The sequence below is a fragment of the Bradyrhizobium sp. USDA 4369 genome, assembly GCF_054056435.1.
Genome location: NZ_JBSRYH010000001.1, coordinates 2,771,449 through 2,794,550, shown reverse-complemented (window position 1 = coordinate 2,794,550; position 23,102 = coordinate 2,771,449). Strand labels below are relative to the sequence as shown.

The 23,102-nt window shown below is 65.7% G+C and carries 20 protein-coding genes; 13 read left to right on the top strand and 7 right to left on the bottom strand.

The genetic code is table 11. The annotated features are described in order from the left end of the window. Positions 1-111: 111 nt before the first annotated feature. The gene (locus tag ACVIJ6_RS12665; protein ID WP_456772996.1) at positions 112-1,119 is read right to left on the bottom strand and encodes a glycerophosphodiester phosphodiesterase; all 1,008 of its coding nucleotides are present in this window, start codon (positions 1,117-1,119) and stop codon (positions 112-114) included. 213 nt (positions 1,120-1,332) lie between these two features. On the opposite strand from ACVIJ6_RS12665, the gene ACVIJ6_RS12660 reads away from it, so the two are divergent. After that, on the top strand, positions 1,333-2,631 hold the full coding sequence (locus tag ACVIJ6_RS12660) for a flavin-dependent oxidoreductase (protein ID WP_456772995.1): 1,299 nt from the start codon (positions 1,333-1,335) through the stop codon (positions 2,629-2,631). Between the two features lie 293 nt (positions 2,632-2,924). Here the strand turns inward: ACVIJ6_RS12660 and secA are convergent, their stop codons facing one another. Further along, complete coding sequence (gene secA, locus ACVIJ6_RS12655; RefSeq protein WP_456772994.1) at positions 2,925-5,777, bottom strand: preprotein translocase subunit SecA; 2,853 nt, start codon at positions 5,775-5,777, stop codon at positions 2,925-2,927. 394 nt (positions 5,778-6,171) lie between these two features. On the opposite strand from secA, the gene ACVIJ6_RS12650 reads away from it, so the two are divergent. Next, positions 6,172-7,071 carry a peptidylprolyl isomerase gene (locus ACVIJ6_RS12650; RefSeq protein ID WP_172235825.1) on the top strand — a complete coding sequence of 300 codons (900 nt, stop codon included), beginning with the start codon at positions 6,172-6,174 and terminating at the stop codon, positions 7,069-7,071. Positions 7,072-7,355: 284 nt separating this feature from the next. After that, the gene (argJ, locus tag ACVIJ6_RS12645) at positions 7,356-8,597 is read left to right on the top strand and encodes a bifunctional glutamate N-acetyltransferase/amino-acid acetyltransferase ArgJ (protein WP_456772993.1); all 1,242 of its coding nucleotides are present in this window, start codon (positions 7,356-7,358) and stop codon (positions 8,595-8,597) included. Positions 8,598-8,657: 60 nt separating this feature from the next. On the opposite strand, the gene ACVIJ6_RS12640 is transcribed toward argJ, so the two are convergent. After that, on the bottom strand, positions 8,658-10,007 hold the full coding sequence (locus ACVIJ6_RS12640; RefSeq protein WP_456772992.1) for a TadE/TadG family type IV pilus assembly protein: 1,350 nt from the start codon (positions 10,005-10,007) through the stop codon (positions 8,658-8,660). Positions 10,008-10,196: 189 nt separating this feature from the next. Between ACVIJ6_RS12640 and ACVIJ6_RS12635 the strand changes: the two genes are divergently transcribed. Continuing rightward, positions 10,197-10,607, top strand: coding sequence for a (deoxy)nucleoside triphosphate pyrophosphohydrolase (locus ACVIJ6_RS12635; RefSeq protein ID WP_456772991.1), 411 nt, complete (start codon positions 10,197-10,199; stop codon positions 10,605-10,607). A 64-nt stretch (positions 10,608-10,671) separates the two neighbouring features. Here the strand turns inward: ACVIJ6_RS12635 and ACVIJ6_RS12630 are convergent, their stop codons facing one another. Next, positions 10,672-11,529: a methyltransferase domain-containing protein gene (locus ACVIJ6_RS12630; protein WP_456772990.1), complete on the bottom strand. Its 858-nt coding sequence runs from the start codon at positions 11,527-11,529 to the stop codon at positions 10,672-10,674. 78 nt (positions 11,530-11,607) lie between these two features. Here ACVIJ6_RS12630 and ACVIJ6_RS12625 point away from each other — a divergent pair, with 78 nt between their 5' ends. The 5 genes from ACVIJ6_RS12625 (at position 11,608) to ACVIJ6_RS12605 (ending at position 14,697) form a co-directional block, all read left to right on the top strand. Beyond that, a complete protein-coding gene (locus ACVIJ6_RS12625) occupies positions 11,608-12,411 on the top strand; it encodes a ComF family protein (RefSeq protein WP_456772989.1) in 804 nt (267 codons plus the stop codon). Positions 12,412-12,440: 29 nt separating this feature from the next. Further along, positions 12,441-12,713: a glutaredoxin 3 gene (grxC, locus tag ACVIJ6_RS12620; protein WP_012047333.1), complete on the top strand. Its 273-nt coding sequence runs from the start codon at positions 12,441-12,443 to the stop codon at positions 12,711-12,713. Beyond that, positions 12,710-13,588 carry a carbon-nitrogen hydrolase family protein gene (locus tag ACVIJ6_RS12615; RefSeq protein WP_456772988.1) on the top strand — a complete coding sequence of 293 codons (879 nt, stop codon included), beginning with the start codon at positions 12,710-12,712 and terminating at the stop codon, positions 13,586-13,588. Before grxC ends, ACVIJ6_RS12615 begins: the two co-directional genes overlap by 4 nt. After that, on the top strand, positions 13,585-14,067 hold the full coding sequence (locus tag ACVIJ6_RS12610; RefSeq protein WP_456772987.1) for a DUF1178 family protein: 483 nt from the start codon (positions 13,585-13,587) through the stop codon (positions 14,065-14,067). Before ACVIJ6_RS12615 ends, ACVIJ6_RS12610 begins: the two co-directional genes overlap by 4 nt. Before the next feature lie 192 nt (positions 14,068-14,259). Next, on the top strand, positions 14,260-14,697 hold the full coding sequence (locus tag ACVIJ6_RS12605; protein WP_456772986.1) for an EamA family transporter: 438 nt from the start codon (positions 14,260-14,262) through the stop codon (positions 14,695-14,697). Here the strand turns inward: ACVIJ6_RS12605 and ACVIJ6_RS12600 are convergent, their stop codons facing one another. Further along, positions 14,698-15,597: an EamA family transporter gene (locus ACVIJ6_RS12600; protein WP_456772985.1), complete on the bottom strand. Its 900-nt coding sequence runs from the start codon at positions 15,595-15,597 to the stop codon at positions 14,698-14,700. Between the two features lie 237 nt (positions 15,598-15,834). On the opposite strand from ACVIJ6_RS12600, the gene ACVIJ6_RS12595 reads away from it, so the two are divergent. Beyond that, on the top strand, positions 15,835-16,116 hold the full coding sequence (locus tag ACVIJ6_RS12595; RefSeq protein WP_456772984.1) for a GIY-YIG nuclease family protein: 282 nt from the start codon (positions 15,835-15,837) through the stop codon (positions 16,114-16,116). Positions 16,117-16,657: 541 nt separating this feature from the next. Here the strand turns inward: ACVIJ6_RS12595 and ubiG are convergent. Both ubiG and ACVIJ6_RS12585 read right to left on the bottom strand, forming a co-directional pair. Then, the gene (gene ubiG, locus ACVIJ6_RS12590; protein ID WP_456776969.1) at positions 16,658-17,422 is read right to left on the bottom strand and encodes a bifunctional 2-polyprenyl-6-hydroxyphenol methylase/3-demethylubiquinol 3-O-methyltransferase UbiG; all 765 of its coding nucleotides are present in this window, start codon (positions 17,420-17,422) and stop codon (positions 16,658-16,660) included. A 47-nt stretch (positions 17,423-17,469) separates the two neighbouring features. Then, positions 17,470-17,937 carry a PH domain-containing protein gene (locus ACVIJ6_RS12585; protein WP_012047339.1) on the bottom strand — a complete coding sequence of 156 codons (468 nt, stop codon included), beginning with the start codon at positions 17,935-17,937 and terminating at the stop codon, positions 17,470-17,472. Positions 17,938-18,083: 146 nt separating this feature from the next. On the opposite strand from ACVIJ6_RS12585, the gene ACVIJ6_RS12580 reads away from it, so the two are divergent. The 3 genes from ACVIJ6_RS12580 (at position 18,084) to prfA (ending at position 23,062) form a co-directional block, all read left to right on the top strand. Next, positions 18,084-19,340, top strand: coding sequence for an aspartate kinase (locus ACVIJ6_RS12580; RefSeq protein WP_456772983.1), 1,257 nt, complete (start codon positions 18,084-18,086; stop codon positions 19,338-19,340). Between the two features lie 302 nt (positions 19,341-19,642). Next, positions 19,643-21,910 (top strand): phosphoenolpyruvate--protein phosphotransferase, encoded by a 2,268-nt coding sequence (gene ptsP / locus ACVIJ6_RS12575; RefSeq protein WP_456772982.1) that lies wholly within the window; start codon positions 19,643-19,645, stop codon positions 21,908-21,910. Positions 21,911-21,976: 66 nt separating this feature from the next. Beyond that, the gene (gene prfA / locus ACVIJ6_RS12570; protein WP_456772981.1) at positions 21,977-23,062 is read left to right on the top strand and encodes a peptide chain release factor 1; all 1,086 of its coding nucleotides are present in this window, start codon (positions 21,977-21,979) and stop codon (positions 23,060-23,062) included. Positions 23,063-23,102: the final 40 nt, after the last annotated feature.

Below are 23,102 nucleotides of genomic sequence, written 5' to 3'. Positions count from 1 at the left end.
GACGATCATCGCAGCCATTCGACGGGCGGCTGGTCAGCCGCCCTCTGCTCGATGACGTTCCTGTTGGAGCCTGATATCTTCCGAAGATCAGGCTCCTGTCCGGATCGTGCTCTATTTCGGAGCAGATAGCTTCGGAGGCAGCCCGAGTGGCTGGGCGGCGCCCCTGCCGAGGGCCACCTGACGCAGCAGCTCCGGCCGGTCGGAGATGATTCCGTCGACGCCGATGTCCATCAGCCGCCCCATGTCCTGCGGACGATTGACGGTCCAGACCACGACGCTCAACCCCAGCGCATGCGCCTCGGCGATCAGCTCCGGCGTCACGTCGGTGAAATAGGGCGACCACACCTTGCCGCCGGCCGCCTTGACGGTCCGCGGCAACGAGCCGCCATGATCGGCCGGGTTGAACCCCGCGGTCCAGCGGGTCGCCGCGGTCAACGACACCGTCTGCGTCTCGCCGCTCTGCCGTGACAGATACACGGTCGGGATGTCCGGCGCACGCTGCTGCACCAGCTGCAGGGTCCGCCAGTCGAACGACTGGATCATGACACGGCCGGCGAAATGCTCCGCCTGGATCAGGCCGAGCAGCAGCGTCACGAAGCGCTCCGGGGTCGGCGACTCGGCGGGAAACGCGGGATCGAGCTTGGTCTCGATGTTGAGACGGACATGATCGTCTCCCGAGCTCCGCACGAGCTCGATCACCTCTTTCAACGTCGGAATGCGCGGCGGCGCGACGCCCGGGCCGTGCAGCGCACGCTGCTCGGAGAATTGCTTGGCGTACTCGCTGCCGGGTCGGATCTGGCTGATATCGTAGGACTGCACCTCGGCGAGCGGCAGCGCGTTCAACAGCGGCCCGGGCGACGCGATGTAGTCGCCGGCCGCATCGCGGGCGAGATCGGGGTTCAGCCGCCGCTCGTGCGAGACGACGAGCACGCCGTCGCGGGTAACGCCGACATCGAGCTCGAGCGTGTCGACATGAAGATCCAGTGCCGTGCTGAACGCCTGCAGCGTGTTCTCCGGATGCAAGCCGCGACCGCCGCGATGCGCCTGGATATCGAACGCCATTGCGGGGCTGGCGAGACCCAGGAACAGCAGACCGAGAACAAAAGAGGTTTGCGACATCGGGGCAGACTATCATACCCTGCCAGACCCCGCGGGCCATTTCGCTTGTCTCGGCAATTCTTCTGAATTAGGCCTTCCGGCAGCGGCCGGGTGGGACACCGGCCGGCGAGGCCATGGGAGGACAGGTTTGGGCAGCCAGAACCGGCTCACCGCGGCGGCTGCCGGCCCGCTTCGTCCCCACCGCTCCCTTTCAGCGTCCAACGGATCACGCGTATGACCGACCTTCCCGTAATCATCGCCGGCGGCGGCATCGGCGGCCTCGCAACCGCGCTGACCCTGCAGCAGATCGGCGTGCCCTGCGTCGTCTATGAGAGCGTGCGCGAGATGCGGCCGCTCGGGGTCGGCATCAACCTGCAGCCCAACGCAGTGCGCGAGCTGTACGATCTCGGCATCGGGGCCGGTGATCTCGACCAGGTCGGCGTCCCCGCCAAGGAATGGGCGCTGGTCGGGCTGAACGGCAACGACATCTATTCCGAGCCGCGCGGCCTGCTCGCTGGCTACGACTGGCCGCAATATGCCGTGCATCGCGGCAAGCTGCACATGCTGCTGTACAGCCGGCTGGTGGAGCGCGCAGGGGCTCAGACCGTCCGGCTCGGCAGCCGCGTCACAGGCTATCAGAAGAATGCGGACGGCTCGGTCACGGCCTATGTCGAGCATGCCGATGGATCGACGTCGGAGGCCCGCGGGCGGCTGCTGATCGGCGCCGACGGCATCCATTCGGCGATCCGCGCCCAGATGCATCCGACGCAGCCGCCGATCCATTGGGGCGGCGCTGTCATGTGGCGCGGCGTCACCTGGGCGAAGCCGATGCGCACCGGCGCGTCCTTCGTCGGGCTCGGCACGCATCGCCACCGCGTCGTGGTCTATCCGATCTCGCCTCCCGATCCGAACACGGGGCTGGCGCTGATCAACTGGATCGCCGAAGTGACGATGGACAACAGTGAGGGCTGGAAGCAGACCGGCTGGTTCCGACAGGTGCCGGTGAGCGAGTTCGCGCATCATTTCGCTGGCTGGACCTATAACTGGCTGGACGTGCCCGCGCTGATCGCCGGCGCCGACGGCGCCTATGAGAACCCGATGATCGACCGCGATCCGGTGCCGACCTGGATCGACGGCCCGGTGGCGCTGATGGGCGACGCCGCGCATGCGATGTATCCGACCGGCTCCAACGGGGCCAGCCAGGCCATCGTCGATGCGCGCGTGCTCGGCGCATCCCTGCTGGCACATGGCGTCACGCCGGCGGCGCTGTCAGCCTATGACGAGAGACTCTGCGGCCCGATCTCGCAGGTCATCCTGCGCAACCGCGGCGCCGGCCCGTTCGGCCTGCTCAATCTGGTCGACGAGCGCTGCGGCGGCACGTTCAGCAATATCGACGACGTGATCCCGCCGGCCGAGCGCGAGGCCTTCATGGCCGGCTACAAGAAGGCCGCAGGCTTCGCCATCGAGCAGCTGAACACGGCACCGCGGACGATTGCGGACGGCGCACGGGTCGACGCGGCCAAGGCGGCCTGATCCACCCCAGCTGTCGTCCCGGGCAAGCCCTGCGACGCGCAGCGTCGCTGGGCGCCGACCCGGGCCCCCTACTCCGCGGTGGATGTGAGGCGGCATGCTGGAGCTACCAGCCGCGCCTCAGCACATCGTCCTGTGGTTATGGTCCTGCGTTCGCAGGGACGACACTGTTAGTTTGACAAACAGCCCGGCCAACAACGTCGTTGCGAGCGAAGCGAAGCAATCCAGAATCGTGGGCGGAACTCTGGATTGCTTCGCTTCGCTCGCAATGACGATGGAGAGTGCTGTGGCCGCGCTTACGCGTAGCGGCCGTGGCAGTGCTTGTACTTCTTGCCGGAGCCGCAGGGGCAGTCCTCGTTGCGGCCGACCTTGCCCCAGGTCGAGGGGTCGTTCGGATTGCGCGCTTCGGCGGGGACCGGGGCGGCGCCGGAGGACGGCACGAGGGAGACGTTGGCAAAAGCCATCTCGTCCTCGCCGGTGGTCGGGTTGGCGTGATGCGCCTGCATCGGCGGCAGCACCGGCTGCTGCTCCTCCGGCGGCACGATCTCGACCCGCATGAGCTGCGCGGTGACCGCCTCGCGCAGATGCGCGATCATCGCCTCGAACAGCGTGAAGGCTTCCGACTTGTACTCCTGCAGCGGATCGCGCTGGCCATAGCCGCGCAGACCGATCACCTGGCGCAGATGGTCGAGCATGACCAGATGCTCGCGCCACAGATGGTCGAGCGTCTGCAGCAGGATCGTCTTTTCGACGTAGCGCATCACATCCGGGCCCCACTGCCCGACCTTGGCGGCCATGCGCTCGTCGGCATGGGTCTCGATGCGCTTGAGCAGTTCCTCGTCGGCGATGCCTTCTTCCTTGGCCCATTCGTCGACCGGCAGCTCGATGTCGAGCACGCGCTTCAGCTCCTCCTTGAGGCCGGCGACATCCCACTGCTCGGCATAGGCATGCTCGGGCACGTGCTTGCTGACGAGGTCGTCGATGAAGGCGTGGCGCATGTCGGCGATGGTCTCGGCGACGCTCTCGTCCTGCATCAGCTCGACGCGCTGGTCGAAGATCACCTTGCGCTGGTCGTTCTGGACGTTGTCGAACTTCAAGAGGTTCTTGCGGATGTCGAAGTTGCGCGCCTCGACCTTCTGCTGCGCCTTCTCCAGCGCCTTGTTGATCCACGGATGGATGATGGCCTCGCCTTCCTTCAGGCCGAGCCGGGTCAGCATGCTGTCGAGCCGGTCGGAGCCGAAGATCCGCATCAGATCGTCTTCCAGGGACAGGAAGAATTTCGAGCGGCCGGGATCGCCCTGGCGACCGGAGCGGCCGCGCAGCTGGTTGTCGATCCGGCGGGATTCGTGGCGCTCGGAGCCGATGATGTAGAGACCGCCCGGCTTGACCACCGTCTTGGCCGGCTTGGAGCCCTTGGCCGGCTCGATCTCGACCGTCTCCTCGGCCTTCAGCACGATCTCGCGGAAGCGCGCGATGTCGGCCTTGATCTGCTCGATCTTGGCGGCCTTCTCCGCCTCGTCGGTGATCCCGGCCGTCTCCTGCTGGATGCGCATCTCCAAGGAGCCGCCGAGCTTGATGTCGGTGCCGCGTCCCGCCATGTTGGTCGCGATCGTGATCGCGCCGGGCACGCCGGCCTCAGCCACGATATAGGCTTCCTGCTCGTGGAAGCGCGCGTTCAGCACCGCGAACAGCTTCGCCGGCTTGCCGGCGCGGGCCGCCGCATAGAGCTTGTCGAGCGCACGTTCGCTGCCGAAATCGATCTGCTTGTAGCCGTGCTGCTTGAGATAGGCGGCGAGCACCTCGGACTTCTCGATCGATGCGGTGCCGACCAGCACCGGCTGCAGGCGGGAATTGGCCCGCTCGATCTCGGCCAGGATCGCGGCGTATTTCTCCTGCTGGGAGCGGTAGACCTCGTCGTCCTCGTCAAGGCGCGCGACCGGCAGGTTGGTCGGAATCTCCACGACCTCGAGTTTGTAGATGTCGAACAGCTCGTCCGCCTCGGTGGCGGCGGTGCCGGTCATGCCGGCGAGCTTCTCGTACATGCGGAAATAGTTCTGGAAGGTGATCGAGGCCAGCGTCTGGTTCTCGGGCTGGACCTGGACGTGCTCCTTGGCCTCGAGCGCCTGGTGGAGGCCCTCCGAATAGCGCCGGCCCGGCATCATGCGGCCGGTAAACTCATCGATGATCACGACCTCGCCGTCACGGACGATGTAGTCCTTGTCGCGGGTGAACAGCGTGTGGGCACGCAGCGCCTGGTTGATGTGGTGCACGACGGAGACGTTCTCGACGTCGTAGAGCGACTCGCCCTTGAGCTGACCGGCGTCGCGCAGCAGGGTCTCGATCTTCTCCATGCCGGCTTCGGTCAGCGTCACCGTGCGCTGCTTCTCATCGACATCGTAGTCGGTCTTGTCGAGCTTCGGAACGAAGGTGTCGATGGTGTTGTAGAAGTCGGAGCGGTCGTCGAGCGGGCCGGAGATGATCAGCGGCGTGCGCGCCTCGTCGATCAGGATGGAGTCGACCTCGTCGACGATCGCGAAATAGTGCCCGCGCTGGACCATGTCCTCCAGCCGGTACTTCATGTTGTCGCGCAGATAGTCGAAGCCGTATTCGTTGTTGGTGCCATAGGTGATGTCGCAGGCATAGGCCAACTTGCGCTCGGCATCGTCGAGGCCGTGGACGATCACGCCGGTGGTCAGGCCGAGGAAACCGTAGATCTGGCTCATCCAGCCGGCGTCGCGGCGGGCAAGGTAATCATTCACCGTCACGACGTGGACGCCCTTGCCGGCCAGCGCGTTGAGGTAGACCGCGAGGGTGGCCACCAGCGTCTTGCCTTCGCCGGTCTTCATCTCGGCGATGTCGCCCTCATGCAGCACCATGCCGCCGATCAGCTGGACGTCGAAATGGCGCTGGCCGAGGGTGCGCTTGGAGGCCTCGCGGACGGTGGCGAAGGCCGGGACCAGGATGTCGTCAAGCGTCTTGCCCTCGGCGAGCTGCGCCTTGAACTCCGCGGTGCGCGCCTTCAGCTGCTCGTCGGTCAGCTTGGCGAGCTCCGGCTCCAGCGCATTGATGGCGTTGACACGGGCCTGGTAACCCTTGACGCGACGGTCATTGGCGGAGCCGAAAAGCTTACGGGCGAGCGCGCCGATCATTGCTGAAATCCTGCCTCTATGGGTCTGCGTTGCAGCCGTAACTCATGCTTTGGGTTTGCTGTTCCCGACGTGATGCACCGCAGCACCCGCGCCAGGCTCGAACGTCGGCGCCATCAGGCGGCCGTCAGATGAGTGGGAGACGAGCAAACCAGGGTTCAACGGCCAAAAACGCAGCAAAATAAGCGCTATCGCCCTTGCAGCGATCGGGGAGAGATATGGCTGGGGGGGAACGTTGTCAACGGCGCCCGACACCGGGACATCAGCCCCAAACCTGTCGCCGATTTCACGAAATTGACAGACTTTTCGCGTTGCCAAGGCATCGCGATTGGGCGAGTGTCCCCGCCGCCCTGAGGCCACGCCCCTGGAGCCCCCTCTTCCAAGACAAGGATTTTCCATGACCACGTCGTTCCCGGTTACGAAAACCGGCCTGCGCTTCGGCCTTGCCACCGCTCTCGCCGGCAGTCTCGCATTGTCCCTGCTGGTCGCCCCGGCACGCGCGGCTGACGATGCCAACCCGGTGCTGGCTAAGGTGAACGGCGCCGAAATCCGCAAGAGCGACGTGACGCTCGCCGAGGAGGAGCTCGGGCCGAGCCTCGCGCAGATGGATCCGGCGACCAAGGACGACAACGTGCTGTCGTTCCTGATCGACATGAAGCTCGTCGCCAAGGCGGCAGAGGACAAGAAGGTCGCCGACAGCGAGGAGTTCAAGAAGCGCCTCGCCTTCACCCGCAACCGCCTGCTGATGGACAGCCTGCTCGCCAGCGAGGGCAAGGCCGCGACCACGCCGGACGCGATGAAGAAGGTCTATGAGGAGGCCTCCAAGCAGATCGGCGGCGAGCAGGAAGTGCATGCCCGCCACATCCTGGTCGAGACCGAGGACGAGGCCAAGGCCGTCAAGGCCGAGCTCGCCAAGGGCGGCGACTTCGCCGAACTCGCCAAGAAGAAGTCCAAGGACCCCGGCGCGTCCGATGGCGGCGATCTCGGCTTCTTCACCAAGGAGCAGATGGTGCCGGAATTCGCCAACGTGGCGTTCGCGCTGGAGCCGGGCAAGATCTCGGACCCGGTGAAGACCCAGTTCGGCTGGCACATCATCAAGGTCGAGGAAAAGCGCAACCGCAAGCCGCCGGAGTTCGACCAGGTCAAGAGCCAGATCGAGACCTATGTCACCCGCAAGGCCCAGGCGGACTATGTCAGCAAGCTGCGCGAGGCCGCCAAGATCGAGCGCCTGGACAAGCCGGCCGCCGACGCCGCCAAGCCGGCGGACGCGAAGCCGGCCGAGCCGGCGAAGAAGTAAGCGGCGAGCTTCGCTCAGGACGTGGCGGAGTCGTCTCGTAAGACAATCGTCAGAGAGCCGTCACCGCCACGTCACAAAAGGTGTCATCCCGGCGAACGCCGGGACCCATACCGCGTGATGCGGGGAATGGGCACTGGGCTAGTACCGAGCGCGACGACTAATTCCTGTGGTTATGGATCCCCGCCTTCGCGGAGATGACACCGTGGGAGTTGCCCCCCTCTCCCGTATCATTGACTGAGATGATACAGAGCGCTTCCCGCCATCATTCTGCCGGAAGCCTCTCGATGTCCTCAGCCGTCTCCCCGCTCGCCCCTACCGACGTCCCCGACATGCCGGCGCTTGCCGGCGTCAGGCTCGCCACCGCCGCGGCCGGCATCCGCTACAAGAACCGCACCGACGTGCTGCTGGCGCTGCTCGATCCCGGCACCACCGTCGCGGGCGTGTTCACCAAATCCAAATGCCCGTCGGCGCCGGTCGAATGGTGCCGCGCCAAGTTGAAGGGCGGCAAGGCGCGCGCGCTGGTCGTCAATTCCGGCAACGCCAATGCCTTCACCGGCAAGACCGGCAAGCAGTCGACGGCGCTGACCGCGGCCATCGCCGCCAAGGCGGTCGGCTGCAAGCAGGACGAGATCTTCCTCGCCTCGACCGGCGTGATCGGCGAGCCGCTGGACGCCACCAAATTCGACGGTGTGCTCGAAGGCCTCGCCGGCACCGCCAGCCCGGAAGACTGGATGGGCGCCGCGCGCGCCATCATGACCACCGACACCTTCCCGAAGGTCGCGACCGCCACCGTCAAGCTCGGCAAGGCCAAGGTGACGATCAACGGCATGGCCAAGGGCGCCGGCATGATCGCGCCCGACATGGCGACGATGCTGTCTTTCATCTTCACGGACGCGCCGATCACGGCGCCCGCGCTGCAGGCGCTGCTCAAGGCCGGCGTCGAGGACACCTTCAACGCCGTGACGATCGACGGCGACACCTCGACCTCCGACACACTGCTCGCCTTCGCCACCGGCGCCGCCGCCGCCAAGGGCGCGCCGAAGATCAGCCGCATCAGCGATCCCAACGCCAAGGCCTTCGTCAAGGCGTTCAACGCCGTGCTGGCCGATCTCGCCGAGCAGGTGGCGCGTGACGGCGAGGGCGCGCGCAAGCTGGTCGAGATCATCGTCGAAGGCGCCAAGACCAAGCAGTCGGCGCGCAGAATCGCGATGTCGATCGCCAACTCGCCGCTGGTGAAGACCGCGATCGCCGGCGAGGACGCCAATTGGGGCCGCGTCGTCATGGCGGTCGGCAAGGCCGGCGAGCCGGCCGATCGCGACAAGCTGTCGATCTCGTTCAACGGCATCCGCGTCGCCTCGAAGGGCGCGCGCGATCCGTCCTATGACGAGGCGGAGGTCTCGGCGGCGATGAAGGCGCAGACCGTCCAGATCAAGGTCGCCCTCGGTCTCGGCAAGGGCCGCGATCGCGTGCTGACCTGCGACCTGACCAAGGAGTATGTCGCGATCAACGGCGACTACCGGTCGTAGCTTCCCACGCTTTACGACAGATCCCGGGCTGGCGTCGGCCGTCCCGGGATGATCGCTGGGTCAGCTCGAAATGCGGGCGTCCGCCACCGCCTTCTTGAACAGCGCATTCATCGCGTCGGCGATGCCCTGTGTCGGCGACACCTCGAAATAGAAGCCGGGCGAAGCGCAAGCCTGCATGTTCTGCGCGATCTCGCTGTTCGGCGACGGACCGAACGGCCCCTTGTTGAAGGGATCGATCCAGCTCATGTACCAGCTGTTGGTCGGCAGCTGCAGATAGGTCGTATAGAGCACCGCGATCTTGATGCCGCGGTTCTTCAGCGTGGTGCAGAGCGCCGGGTTGATCGGCGACTGGCAGCGATTGCCGCTCGCCTTGGGCTTCAGGCACGCCGCATTGCTTTCGTCGGCAACGCCGTCGGAGACAAAGAACAGATATTTCAGCGGTGATCCCGTGGTGCCATCGCCGGGCGTCGAGATCTCGTTGTTGACGGCCGGAAAGACCGTCGTGAACGGCGTGTCCTTGTCGGCAGTATAGGCATCGTTGTTGCCGTAGACGCCCATCAGGTCGATATTTCCTGCGGCGCTCTTGGCGCTCGACAGATTGGCCGACAGCGCGAACAGAGCACCCAGGCCGATCGTCTTCGACGCCGCGCCGAAATCGTAGATCGCCATGCGGAACTGATTGGGATAGGTCTGGGTCTGCGTGGCCGTATCCATCAGCTGCTGGGTGGCGCTGCGCAGAACGTCGATCCGCGTCGTGACGCCGATGCTCTTCGCGAGATTATAGAAGTTGTTCGAATCATTGTAGTCGTGGCAGGCGAAGGCACAATAGCGGTTGCTGCCATACTTCGCATCCGAGGTCGCGTTTACCATCTTGGTGACGTCGGCGGGCGTCGCCGCCACGCCCATCGAGGGCGAGTTGTCGAGCAGCAGATAGAAGTCGATATATTTCGGCATCGAGGCGGTCGCCTTCGACATGCCCTGCAACGTCATCGTCTTGATCCCGACGATGGTCATGAACATCATCGGCACGCTCGCTGAGAACGACACGGTTGCCGTCAGTACCGAGCCGGTCTTCTTCACCTCGGGCGTGACGCTGTTCAGCGTGTAACCGGTGGTGCCGTTCATGTTGCCGTTGAAGATATTGCGGGCGTCATCATTGCCGGCAGTAATGATGCCGTCCGAGGTCATCGCGCCCGCGGCGATGAAGGCCGGCGACGTCCGCGACACCGCTCCGACCGAGGCGGCGTCCACCGCTGATTGCAACTTGGCGCGCAGCTGGTTCGCACGGCTGTAATCGACGCCGCAGCCGACCGCCGTGATCAGCGGCACGCAGACGATGGCGAACGTCACCGCGACGTTGCCCTGAACGTCGCTGCGGAAGCGGGCGAGCAGACTCGATAAAATGCGCATGAAGGATGCCTAACGAACCATGACGGGGTCACGGCGTTCTCCCGTGAAAATACCCATGGGCCGATTAAGGTTGGCTTATCTCAATCGTGGAAACACGGCCCGAAACCGCCTAGGTTAAGATTCCCTCAACCGACGCAGCTCACGCATGCGGTCATGCCGTGATGCGTTGCCACCTCGCCCGACCGGATCATGCCCGATTTGAAACTCACCCTCGTGGTCGCCTGCGCGTTGGTCGATGCCGACAATCGCGTCCTTCTGGCCCAGCGCCCCGCCGGCAAGGCCCTGGCCGGCCTGTGGGAGTTTCCCGGCGGCAAGCTCGAGCCCGGCGAACGGCCGGAGGCGAGCCTGATCCGCGAGCTCGACGAGGAACTCGGCATCACCGTGCGCGAAGCCTGTCTGGCGCCACTGACCTTCGCCAGCCACGCTTACGAGTCATTCCATCTGCTGATGCCGCTCTACATCTGCCGGCGCTGGGAAGGCCAGGCGACCGCGCGCGAGGGCCAGCAACTGGCCTGGGTGCGGCCCAACAAGCTGCGCGACTATCCGATGCCACCGGCGGACATTCCGCTGCTGCCGCATCTGATCGACTTGCTGATGTAGCCGAGGCGACTTCGATCGCCATGCGCCGAATCGCCGGGGTCAAGCCCGCCGATCACGATCGTGGTTATTCGTCCGTTGCAGGGCGCGGTGTGCGCTTCACCGCCGCCTCCAGGCTCGCCGTCGCCGAGCCCGGCTTCAGCGGCTTCTGCTGGCTGTCATGCGGCGCCCAGCCGGAGATCCAGATGATGTCGAAGGTGGCGCGGATGCGGCCGTCGGCATCGGCGAAGCGTTCGGAATAGATCTCGGCCATGCGCAGCAGGGTGGCGCGGCGCAGCGGCGTGCGGCGGCGCTCGACCAGGCTGTTGGCGGCGCCCATGCGGCGCAGATCCTGCATCAGCCCGAACGCGCTGGCATAGCGGACGACGACCCGATCGACGTCAGTGACCGGCAGCGCGAAGCCCGCCCGCTGCAGCAGGCCGCCGACATCTCGCAGGTCGGCGAACGGCGCGACGCGCGGCGAGACCCCGCCCTCGCATTCAGCCTCGGCGGCGGCGAAGGATTGTCGGAGCTCGGTCAGCGTATCGCCGCCGATCATCGCCGCGAGCAACAGCCCATCGGGGCGCAGGGCGCGGCGGATCTGCGCGAGCACGCCGGGGAGATCATTGACGAACTGGAACGCCAGCGCCGACAGCGCCAGATCGAGCGATTGCGGCGCCAGCGGCAGAGTCTCATCGGCCGTATCGGGTGCCGCGAGATGCACCAGCTGCGCCATGCGGTCCGCCAGAAGCGGCTTCAGGCCGACGCCGGGCGTCCACACATCGGCGGCGGCCGTGAAGGACCGGTTCACCGCGGCCAGCCGATCTCCGAGATCCTCGGAAACGCGCTCCAGCAGGAAAGTCTCCGGCGCGCCCGTCGCCCGGCGCTGCCTCAGTGCAAGCAAGGCACGATCAAACAGTACGGGAGCGGTCGCGGGCTGGGTCATGGCGGCTGGTTACGACGATCCTGCTGACCGGGCAATGCGCCGCTTGAGCCAAACGGGGCGCCCGGCTAGCCTCAATGCATGGGCCTCAACTTTGCTCCGATCAGCATCAGACGACTCGGTCCTGCCGTCAGCGCGGCCCGGGGCGCCTTCGGCCATATCGCCAAGCTCGCGCTCGATATTGCCCTGCCGACGCTGTGCATCTCCTGTCGCGAGCCGGTGGATGGCGAGGGCGTGTGCGCGGCGTGCTGGGGCAGGCTGTCGTTCATCGAGCGCCCCTATTGCCCCAAGCTCGGAATTCCCTTCGTTTACGACCCCGGGCCCGAATTGCTGTCGATGGAAGCGATCGCGGCGCCGCCGGCCTATGCCAAAGCGCGCGCGGCGGTGCGCTACGACGAGATCGCGCGGACGCTGGTGCATGCGCTGAAATATCAGGACCGCACCGACCTGGCGCCGATCATGGGACGCTGGATGGCGCGGGCAGGCCGCGAGCTGCTGGCGGATGCCGACCTGCTGGTCCCCGTCCCCTTGCATTGGCGGCGCGGCTTTTCCCGCCGCTACAACCAGTCCGGCGCGCTGGCGCAGGTCATCGCCCGTTGCAGCGGGGTCAGAATGCAGGGCGACGCGCTGCGCCGCGTCCGGGCCACCGGGCAGCAGGTCGGGCTGTCGCGGTCCCAGCGCAGCAGCAATGTGCAGGGTGCATTCCAGGTATCCGCAGACCGCCTGCATGACGTGCAGGGGCGCCGCCTCGTGATCGTCGACGATGTCCTGACCACCGGCGCGACGGTCGATGCCTGCGCCCGCGCGCTGCTACGCGCCAAGGCGGCCGAGGTCAGCGTGCTGGTCTTCGCCCGGGTTGTCGATACGCCCCGCGCTCCCATATAATCCAACGTTCCGTAACAGCTGAGCGCGACATGACCGCTGCGATTGAAATCTATACCCGTCCGGGGTGCGGCTACTGCACCGCTGCCAAATCGCTCCTGACCCGCAAGAACGTCCCTTTCACCGAGCACGACGCGGGCAAGGATCCGACGATCCGGCAGAAGATGTATGATCGGGTCGGCCCCGGCTCGACCTTTCCGCAGATTTTCATCGGGACGACCCATGTCGGCGGTTGCGACGATCTCTATGCGCTCGATCGCGAGGGCAAACTCGACGCCATGCTGGCCGGAGAGACGACATCATGAGCAATGACCGCAGCTTTACCGCCGCCATGGTGCAGATGCGCACTACGCTGCTGCCCGAGCCGAGCCTCGAGCAGGGCATCAGGCTGATCCGGGAAGCGGTCGCGCAGGGCGCCGAATATGTTCAGACGCCGGAAGTGAGCAACATGATGCAGCTCAACCGGACGGCGCTGTTCGAGCAGCTCAAGAGCGAGGAGGACGATCCCTCGCTGAAGGCCTATCGCGCGCTGGCCAAGGAGCTGGGCATCCATCTGCATATCGGATCGCTGGCGCTGCGCTTCTCGGCCGAGAAGGCGGTGAACCGCTCGTTCCTGATCGGGCCCGACGGCACTGTGCTGGCGAGCTACGACAAGATCCACATGTTCGACATCGACCTGCCGGGCGGTGAGAGCTATCGCGAATCCGCCAATTACCAGCCCGGCGAGACCGCCGTGATCTCGGATCTGCCGTGGGGTCGGCTGGGACTGACTATCTGCTACGATGTCCGCTTTCCGGCGCTGTATCGCGCGCTGGCCGAGAGCGGCGCCTCCTTCATCAGCGTGCCCTCGGCCTTCACCCGCAAGACCGGCGAGGCGCATTGGCACACGCTCTTGCGCGCGCGCGCGATCGAGACCGGGTGCTTCGTGTTCGCCGCCGCGCAATGCGGCCTGCACGAGAACAAGCGCGAGACCTTCGGCCACTCGCTGATCATCGATCCCTGGGGCGAGATCCTCGCCGAGGGCGGCGTCGAACCCGGCGTCATCGTGGCGCGCATCGATCCGGCGCGCGTCGAGAGCGTGCGCCAGACCATTCCCTCCCTGCAGCACGGCCGCCGGTTCGGCATCGCCGATCCCAAGGGCGGTCCGGACTATCTGCACCTCGTGCGGGGCTCGGCATGATCCGCTACGCGCTCCGCTGCGAGCGTGACCATACGTTCGAAAGCTGGTTTCAGAGCTCCTCGGCTTACGAGTCCCAGGTCAAGCGCAAGCTGGTGGAATGCCCGGCCTGCGGCTCGACCAAGGTCGAGAAGGCGATCATGGCGCCGCGCATCGTCAGCAAGAAGGGGCGAGACGCTGTCCCCGTGCCGGCGGCTCCTCCGGCGGCCCCGGCACAGGAGGTGATTCCGCCCGGCCCGACGTCGCTGTTGATGGCGCAGGAGCGCGAGCTGCGCACCAAGCTCAAGGAACTGCGCGACCACATTGTCAAGAATGCCGACGATGTCGGCGAGCGCTTCCCGACCGAGGCGCGCAAGATGCATTACGGCGAGACCGAGCACCGGCCGATCTATGGCGAGGCGTCCATTGAGGAAGCGCGCGAACTGATCGAAGAGGGCATCGAAGTCGCACCGATCCCGGTGCTGCCGGATGATCGGAACTGACGCGGGCGCGCCGGTTCAGGATGAATCAGCGGCGCATTTAGAATTTTGCGCTCCGTCAGTTTTGCCCTTCGTCATTGCGAGCGCAGTGAAACAATCCAGAGTCCCGCACGCAGCCCTGGATTGCTTCGCTGCGCTCGCAATGACGGGGGAGATATATCGGCCTGAACTACGACCTCCCCCTGAGAGATAAAAATGTCTCCCCTCTCCTCGTCCTGGCAGCTCTGGGCGCTCCTCTCAGCATTCTTTGCCGCATTGACCGCCATCTTCGCCAAGGTCGGGGTCGAAGGCATCAACTCCGATCTCGCCACGCTGATCCGCACCGCGATCGTGCTGGTGACGTTGGCGCTGATCCTGTTCACGACCGGCCAGCTCACGAGTCCCGGCCCGATCTCGACGAAGAGCTGGATCTTCCTGACCCTGTCCGCGCTCGGCACCGGCGCGTCCTGGCTGTGCTACTTCCGCGCCCTGAAGCTGGGGCCCGCGACCCTGGTGGCGCCGATCGACAAGCTCAGCGTCGTGCTGGTCGCCCTGTTCGGCGTCGTCTTCCTCGGCGAGCGCCCCAGCCTGCAGGGCTGGATCGGCATCGCCCTGATCGCCTGCGGCGCCATGCTGATCGCCATCAAGGGCTGACTACACTGCGATCAGCAGCGCCACGCCGCCGACGATCAGCACGATGCCGCAGACCTCGCGCAGCGAGACCGGCTGCTTGAACGAGTAGTACGAGACGCCCTGCGCGAACAGCACCTCGACCAGCGCCAAGGTGCGGACGTTGGCGGCCGCGGTCAGCGCGAACGCCAGGAACCAGAATTGCGAGGCGAAGGCGCCGATGAAGCCGGCCATCATCGACGGCCGCCACAGCGACAGGATGCCGCGCAGGATGTCCGGCGCGCGCGCAAGCAGATAGATGGTGAGGATCGCCGTCTGCACGAACAATCCCCAGACCAGCGTGTAGGACGCGGCGGTGACGAAGGAAACGCCGTCGACGGTGATGATGGCGCCGCGAAAGCCGACCGCCGAGAGCGCAAACGCCGCCGCAGCCACCAACCCGGTGACGGTCGGCTTCAACTCTGCAAAGCTCTTGTCGCCGCCGGGCCGCAGCGCGGTGATCACGACACCGATGGTGGCGATCAGGATCGCGATCACCTTCGGCAGCGAGAGCGGATCGCCGAGAAAGATGAAGCCGAAGATCGCGGTCTGGATCGCCTCGGTCTTCAGATAGGCTGTCGTGACTACGAAGGAGCGATCGGTCATCGCCAGCAGCATCAGCCCGGTGGCGACGATCTGGCTGAGCGCGCCGAGCAGCAGCCACGGCCAGAACACAGCCGGAGGCCAGGGCAGATGGTCACCCGTCGCCAGCAGCACCGCGCTCAGGAACACCAGCGAGAACGGGAAACCGAACAGGAAGCGGATATTGGTCGCGCCCCAGGTGCCGAGCCTGGCCGTCAACGAGCGCTGCATCGCATTGCGCGCGACCTGGCCGGCGGCAGCGACCAGCGTGAAGGGGATCCAGAGCGAGGCGACGGACAACATACGGGGCGACTACGCGACGGTGAGGGCGGGCCACCGTGACGAGGGCGGCGGCCGCGGTCAACAGCGCATGCGGCGGTTCAGCCGCATGTCAGGATTGCAGTGGATGTCAGGCAGGATACGACAGCTTTTGCATTCGTGGTAAGCTGGCGCCACAAAGACGCTCGTCCCTGCGAACGCAGGGACTCATACCCCCGGCTCCAGTTATGTCAGACGATCCATCCACGTGATGGTCCGGCCATGTACTACGTTTACATTTTGGCGAGTGGCCGTCACGGCACGCTGTATATCGGCGTAACCAACTCGATCCAGAAACGCCTTCAGCAGGATGGCGACGGCCACGGCTCGGCCTTCGTCAAGAAGTACGGTGTCTTCCGCCTCGTCTACGTCGAAACATACGCCGTCGCGGAAGAGGCAATCACCCGCGAAAAGCAGCTCAAACGTTGGAAGCGCGACTGGAAGATCGAACTGATCGAGCGCGACAATCTCGAATGGCGGGATCTCAGCGGATTGATCTCATAGCGTGCCTCAAACCACGCCCTGGGGTTATGGGTCCCTGCGTTCGCAGGGACGACAGCGGTGGTGGAGCAGCATCCGGGCTCGACCGATGACGCCACAGTTGACGCGCTCGCGAGGATCACCGCTGTCGTCCCGGGCAAGCCCGATGACGCGGAGCGGCAGCGGGCGCAGACCCGGGACCCATACCGCGTGATCTGTCTTGAGGCAGGCTGATCGTGGAACCTGTCGTGCCCCAAACCACGCCCTGGGGTTATGGGTCCCTGCGTTCGCAGGGACGACAGCGGTGGTGGGGCGGCATCCGGGCTCGACCGATGACACCACAGTTGACGCGCTCGCGAGGACCACCGCTGTCGTCCCGGGCAAGCCCGATGACGCGGAGCGGCAGCGGGCGCAGACCCGGGACCCATACCGCGTGATCTGTCTTGAGGCAGGCTGATCATTGAACCTGTCGTGCCCCAAACCACGCCCTGGGGTTATGGGTCCCTGCGTTCGCAGGGACGACACCGGTGGTGGGGCGGCATCCGGGCCGAAGCGAACGGCCGGGCTACACCATCTGCTCGGCGACGACCATGTAGTTGACGTCCATGTCGGTCGACAGGCTCCAGCGGTCGGCGAAGGGGCTGTAGACGACGCCGCTCTGCTCGGTGATGACAAGGCGATTGTCGAGCAGGTATTTCGTCAGCTCATCCGGGGTGACGAACTTGCTCCATTCATGCGTTCCGCGCGGCAGCCAGCGCAGCACATATTCGGCGCCGACGATGGCGAGGGCAAAACTCTTCCAGTTGCGGTTCAGGGTCGAGACCACCATCATGCCGCCCGGCTTCAGCACCGCAGCACAGCGGTTGAGGAAGGCGCTGACGTCGGTGACGTGCTCGACCACCTCCATGGCCAGCACGATGTCGAAGCGCTCGCGCGGATCCATGTCCTCGATCGTGGTGCAGCGATAGTCGATCGACAGATGGCCCTTTTCCGCGTGCAGCCTGGCGGCGGCAATGTTGCTGGGCGACGGATCGACGCCGACGACCTGGGCGCCCAGCCGTGTGAACGGCTCGCACAACAGGCCCGCGCCGCAGCCGATGTCGAGCATGCGCAAGCCCGACAGGCAGTTCAGGCTCTTGGCATTGCGCTCGAATTTCCGGCAGGCGGCATCGCGGATATAGGTCAGGCGCAACGGATTGATCTTGTGCAGGGGCGCCATCTTGCCCTTGGGGTCCCACCAGGTCTCAGACAGTTTCGAGAACTTCGCGATCTCGGCCGGATCGACGGTCGAGCCCGGAGGAACGGAGGTGCTGTGGGAATCCTGAGGCATTGTCATCGCTGAATACTCAATGATCTGACCTGACGCGCCGTCACGGCCTAACGCGCGGTGATGGCGTTGCGGAACGCCAGCGGCTCGGCAATGGTCGAGATGGTCTCCCTGCCCTCACCGACACCCAAGATGGTGACGTCGCCGTAGTTCAGAAGCCGACCCATGATGGTCTGGTTGACGTCGACACTCTCGACCTTGTCGAGGGCCATTTCGAAGGTCCGGCGGCGGATGAAGCCGGTTTTGTGAACGACCCGTCGGTTGGTGACGTCGGTCTCGGTGGTCAACCGGTGGAACCAGGCGCGGACCGTCCAATACAGCGCGACCACGGCGATGACGGCGGCCGAAGCCAGGCAGAGCATCGTCAGATTATCGTTGACGGTCGTGCGGGACAGGATGACCAGCGCGAAGGCCACGATCCAGGCGCCGATGGCGGGCAGGTAAAACATCCAGTGTGCATTGGTGGAATAAAGCACCTTCTCGCCGGGTTGCAGGATTTCGTCGATGTAACGCGCCATACTCCGCCTCTAGCCCACTCCAACACCACCAGGAACCGTCTTGCCCCGGGCCGCGCCGCTATGTATACGCGCGTTTCGGCTGGCGCGCCTCCGGTTTCGCGCTGGGCCGGTCAACTTATCCTCCTGATGGGAATGGGCGCGTCGTCATGGGTCGCCTCGTGCTGAAATTCGGCGGCACCTCCGTCGCCAACATCGACCGCATCCGCAATGTCGCCCGCCACGTGAAACGCGAGGTCGACGCCGGCCACGAGGTCGCGGTCGTGGTCTCGGCGATGTCCGGCAAGACCAACGAGCTGGTCGCCTGGTGCACCGAGGCGTCGCCGATGCACGATGCGCGGGAATATGACGCCGTGGTAGCCTCGGGCGAGCAGGTCACGTCCGGCCTGCTGGCGATCGTGCTGCAGAGCATGGGCATCCAGGCCCGCTCCTGGCAGGGCTGGCAGATCCCGATCAAGACCAGCGACGCGCATGCTTCGGCGCGCATCGTCGGCATCGACGGCTCCGAGCTGATTCAGCGCTTCCAGGAGCGCAAGGAGGTCGCGGTCATCGCCGGCTTCCAGGGCATCAATCCCGCCACCAATCGAATCACCACGCTGGGCCGCGGCGGCTCCGACACCTCGGCGGTCGCGATCGCCGCCGCCATCAAGGCCGACCGCTGCGACATCTATACCGACGTTGACGGCGTCTACACCACCGATCCCAGGGTCGTGCCGAAGGCCAAGCGGCTCGACAAGATCGCCTTCGAGGACATGCTGGAACTGGCCTCCCAGGGCGCCAAGGTCCTGCAGGTCCGTTCGGTGGAACTGGGCATGGTCCACAACATGCCGATCTTCGTCCGCTCCTCATTCGACAAGCCCGAGGATATCGACCCGCACGCCAAGCAGCCGCCGGGGACGCTGATCTGCAGCGAGGAACAAATCATGGAAAATCACGTCGTGACCGGCATCGCCTTCTCCAAGGACGAGGCCCAGATCTCGGTGCGCCAGATCGAGGACAAGCCCGGGATCGCCGCCTCGATCTTCGGGCCGCTGGCGGATGCCAACATCAATGTCGACATGATCGTTCAGAACGTGTCGGAAGACGGCAAGACCACCGATCTGACCTTCACGGTGCCGGCCACCGATTATAACCGGGCCCGTGAGACGATCGCGGCGGCCAAGGACAAGATCGGCTACCAGCGCCTCGATACCGCGACCGAAGTCGCCAAGGTCTCGGTGATCGGCTCAGGCATGCGCAGCCACGCCGGCGTCGCCGCCAAGGGCTTTGCAGCCCTGGCCGCCCGCAACATCAATATTCGCGCGATCACGACCTCCGAGATCAAGTTCTCGGTGCTGATCGACGCCGCCTATACCGAGCTGGCCGTCCGCACGCTGCATACGCTCTACGGATTGGACCAAGCCTAGAATAATCTCCCCCGTCGCGCCCGATGTCCCGTTTCGCAACAGCGGGACATCGCGCAGACGTGCGCGAAAGCGGTTGACGCCGCCCTCCTTGGCAGGCGTTTTGCTTGGCAAAACAAGCCCTAATTCGCTATACGCCTCGCAGGATGGCTGCCGCGAAGTGTGCTCAGTGATGGTTGTCCTGATTCGAACCGGCACTCTTGGCGTGCTATGGCTGTGAATCAAGAAAGCTGTTCGATTTCGCGAGGTTAGCGCCAGATCCCGGCTCCGCGCCGGGCTGGCCCCAGGAAGGGGGATTGTGCCACATGCGAAGCACGTCGGGAGGCCCCCGCGTCTTGCTCAGACGGCTTCGCGAGACCATGGCGGAGCAGGTCTCGGCACAGGAGCGGCTCGACAAGATCGTGGTGCTGATCGCGGCCAATATGGTCGCAGAGGTCTGCTCGGTCTATGTGCTGCGCGTCGACAATACGCTCGAACTTTATGCCACCGAAGGTCTGAACCGCGACGCCGTCCACATGACGGTGCTGAGCGCGCATGAAGGCCTTGTCGGCCTGGTCGCCAGCGAGGCGACCCCGCTCAATCTGAGCGACGCACAGAATCACCCGGCCTTCTCCTATCGCCCGGAGACCGGCGAAGAGATCTACCACTCCTTCCTCGGCGTCCCGATCCTGCGCGCCGGCAATACGCTCGGCGTGCTGGTGGTGCAGAACCGCGCCAAGCGCACTTATGTCGAGGAAGAGGTCGAGGCGCTTCAGACCACCGCGATGGTGCTCGCCGAGATGATCGCCTCCGGCGAGCTCGCGGCACTGGCGCAGCCCGGTGCCGAGCCGGCGGTCCGGCATTCGATTCACAAGACCGGCGCGGTGCTGTCCGACGGCATCGCGCTCGGCCATGTCGTGCTCCACGAGCCGCGCGTCGTCGTCAACAATTACATTGCCGAGGACCTGCCGAAGGAGATCAAGCGGCTCGATGCCGCGCTGGTCAAGCTGCGCGCCGATCTCGACCGCATGCTGGAGCGCGGCGACGTCGCCGATGGCGGCGAGCATCGCGAGGTGCTCGAAGCCTATCGCATGTTCGCCAACGACCAGGGCTGGTCGCACAAGCTGCACGAGGCGGTCGCGACTGGCCTCACGGCCGAGGCGGCCGTCGAGCGCGTGCAGTCCGACACCCGCGCCCGCATGCTGCGTTCGACCGATCCCTATTTGCGCGAGCGCCTGCACGATCTGGAAGACCTCGGCTATCGGCTGCTGCGCCAGTTGGTCGGCCAGGACCACGCGCCGAGCCGGGAGCACCTGCCGGACAATGCGATCCTGATCGCCCGCGCGATGGGCCCCGCGGCGCTGCTCGACTACGACCGCAAGCGGTTGCGCGGCCTGGTGCTGGAGGAAGGCACCGCCAACTCGCATGTCGCGATCGTGGCGCGCGCGCTCGGCATCCCCGCGGTCGGCGAGGTGCCGAACGCGCCGGGCATCGCCGATCCCGGCGACGCCATCATCGTCGACGGCACCTCCGGCTCGATCTACGTGCGGCCCTCGGCCGAGATCGAATCGGCCTATGCCGAGCGGGTGCGTTTCCGCGCCCGTCGCCAGGCGCAGTATAGCGAGCTGCGCAACAAGCCCTGCGTCACCAAGGACGGCCAGCCGGTCGAGCTGATGATCAATGCCGGCCTCGTCATCGACCTGCCGCATATCGAGGACACCGGCAGCGCCGGTATCGGCCTGTTCCGCACCGAGCTGCAGTTCATGGTGTCGGCCAGCCTGCCCCGCTCGAGCGACCAGCTGGCGCTGTATCGCAGTGTGCTGGACGCCGCCGGCACCAAGCCGGTCACGTTCAGGACGCTCGACATCGGCGGCGACAAGGCGCTGCCTTACATGGAGACCGTGATCGAGGAGAACCCGGCGCTCGGCTGGCGCGCGATCCGGCTCGGGCTCGATCGTCCGGGCCTGCTGCGTGGCCAGATCCGGGCGCTGCTGCGCGCCGGCGGCGGCCGCTCGCTGCGCATCATGTTCCCGATGATCTCGGAGGTCGCCGAGTTCGACACCGCCAAGGCGATCGTCGAGCGCGAGCTGACCTATCTGCGTCAGCACGGCCATACGCTGCCGGAGCGCGTCGACATCGGCACCATGCTTGAAGTGCCGGCCCTGCTTTATCAGCTCGACGAGCTGCTCTCGAGGGTCGACTTCATCTCGGTGGGCTCGAACGACCTGTTCCAGTTCCTGTTCGCGGTCGACCGCGGCAATGCCAAAGTGTCCGAGCGTTTCGACACGCTGTCGACGCCAATCCTGCGGGCCTTGCAGCAGATCGTGCGGAAGGCCAAGGCCGCCAAGCGGTCGGTGTCGCTGTGCGGCGAGATGGCCTCCAAGCCGATCGGCGCGCTGGCGCTGATCGCGCTCGGCTACCGCTCGCTGTCGCTGTCGGCCACCGCGCATGGGCCCGTCAAGGCGATGATCCTCGAGCTCGACGCCGCCAAGGCGGAAGCGAAGATGGCGGAATGGCTGGCCGCGCCGGCGGGCAGCCTCTCGATGCGGCAGAAACTGACTGAGTTCGCCGAGAGCGAAGGCCTGGCGTTGTAGCGGGCTTGCCTCGCGCCCGCTCCGCCTGAGCCCCATATTCCCCTATTGCCGTCCTGAGATCGCACGATGTCGTCGCTCCCCGAAGCCAAACTGGATGTCCTGCTCGCGCACCACGCCTCGCTGGAGGCGGAGCTGCTCGGCCAGGTCAATTCCGACCGTTACGTGCAGATCACCCGCGAGCTCGCCGAGCTCAATCCGCTGATCGAGGCCGTGAAGGCCTATCGCGCCGGCGTGAAGGAGCTCGCCGACACCGAAGCGCTGATGGCGGACCCGGCCACCGATGCCGAGATGCGCGCGATGGCCGAGGCCGAGCGCGACGAGCTGATCGCGCGCCGCGGCGAGCTGGAGCAGAAGATCCGCGTCGCGCTGCTGCCGAAGGACGCGATGGACGACCGCAACGTCGTGCTCGAAATCCGCGCCGGCACCGGCGGCGACGAGGCCTCGTTGTTCGCCGGCGACCTGTTCCGCATGTATGAGCGGTTCGCCGCCCTGCAGGGCTGGAAGGTCGAGGTGATCTCGGCCTCCGAGGGCACCGTCGGCGGCTACAAGGAAATCATCGCCGAGGTGCAGGGCCGCGGCGCCTTCGCCAAGCTGAAATTCGAATCCGGCGTGCACCGCGTGCAGCGCGTGCCCGATACCGAGACGCAAGGGCGCATCCATACCTCGGCCGCGACGGTTGCCGTGCTGCCCGAGGTCGAGGAGGTCGACGTCGACATCAAGCAGGACGATTTGCGTATCGAGACCATGCGCGCGCAAGGCGCCGGCGGCCAGCACGTCAACAAGACGGAATCGGCGATCCGCATCACCCACATCCCGACCGGGATCGTGGTGATGATGCAGGACAGCCGCTCGCAGCACAAGAACCGAGCCTCGGCGATGAACATCCTGCGCTCGCGCATCTACGACGCCGAGCGCCAGAAGGTCGATGCGGCGCGCTCCGCCGAGCGCAAGGAGAAGGTCGGATCGGGCGACCGCTCGGAGCGCATCCGCACCTATAATTTTCCGCAAGGACGCGTCACCGACCACCGCATCAATCTGACGCTCTACAAGCTGCCGCAGGTGATCGCCGGCGAAGCGCTGGGCGAACTGATCGACGCGCTCACCACCGAGCACCAGGCGGCGCAGCTCGCGGCGCAAGGCGCCGCGGCGTGACGAGCGTCCGAACGCTGTTGGACGCCTCGCGGCCTTGTCG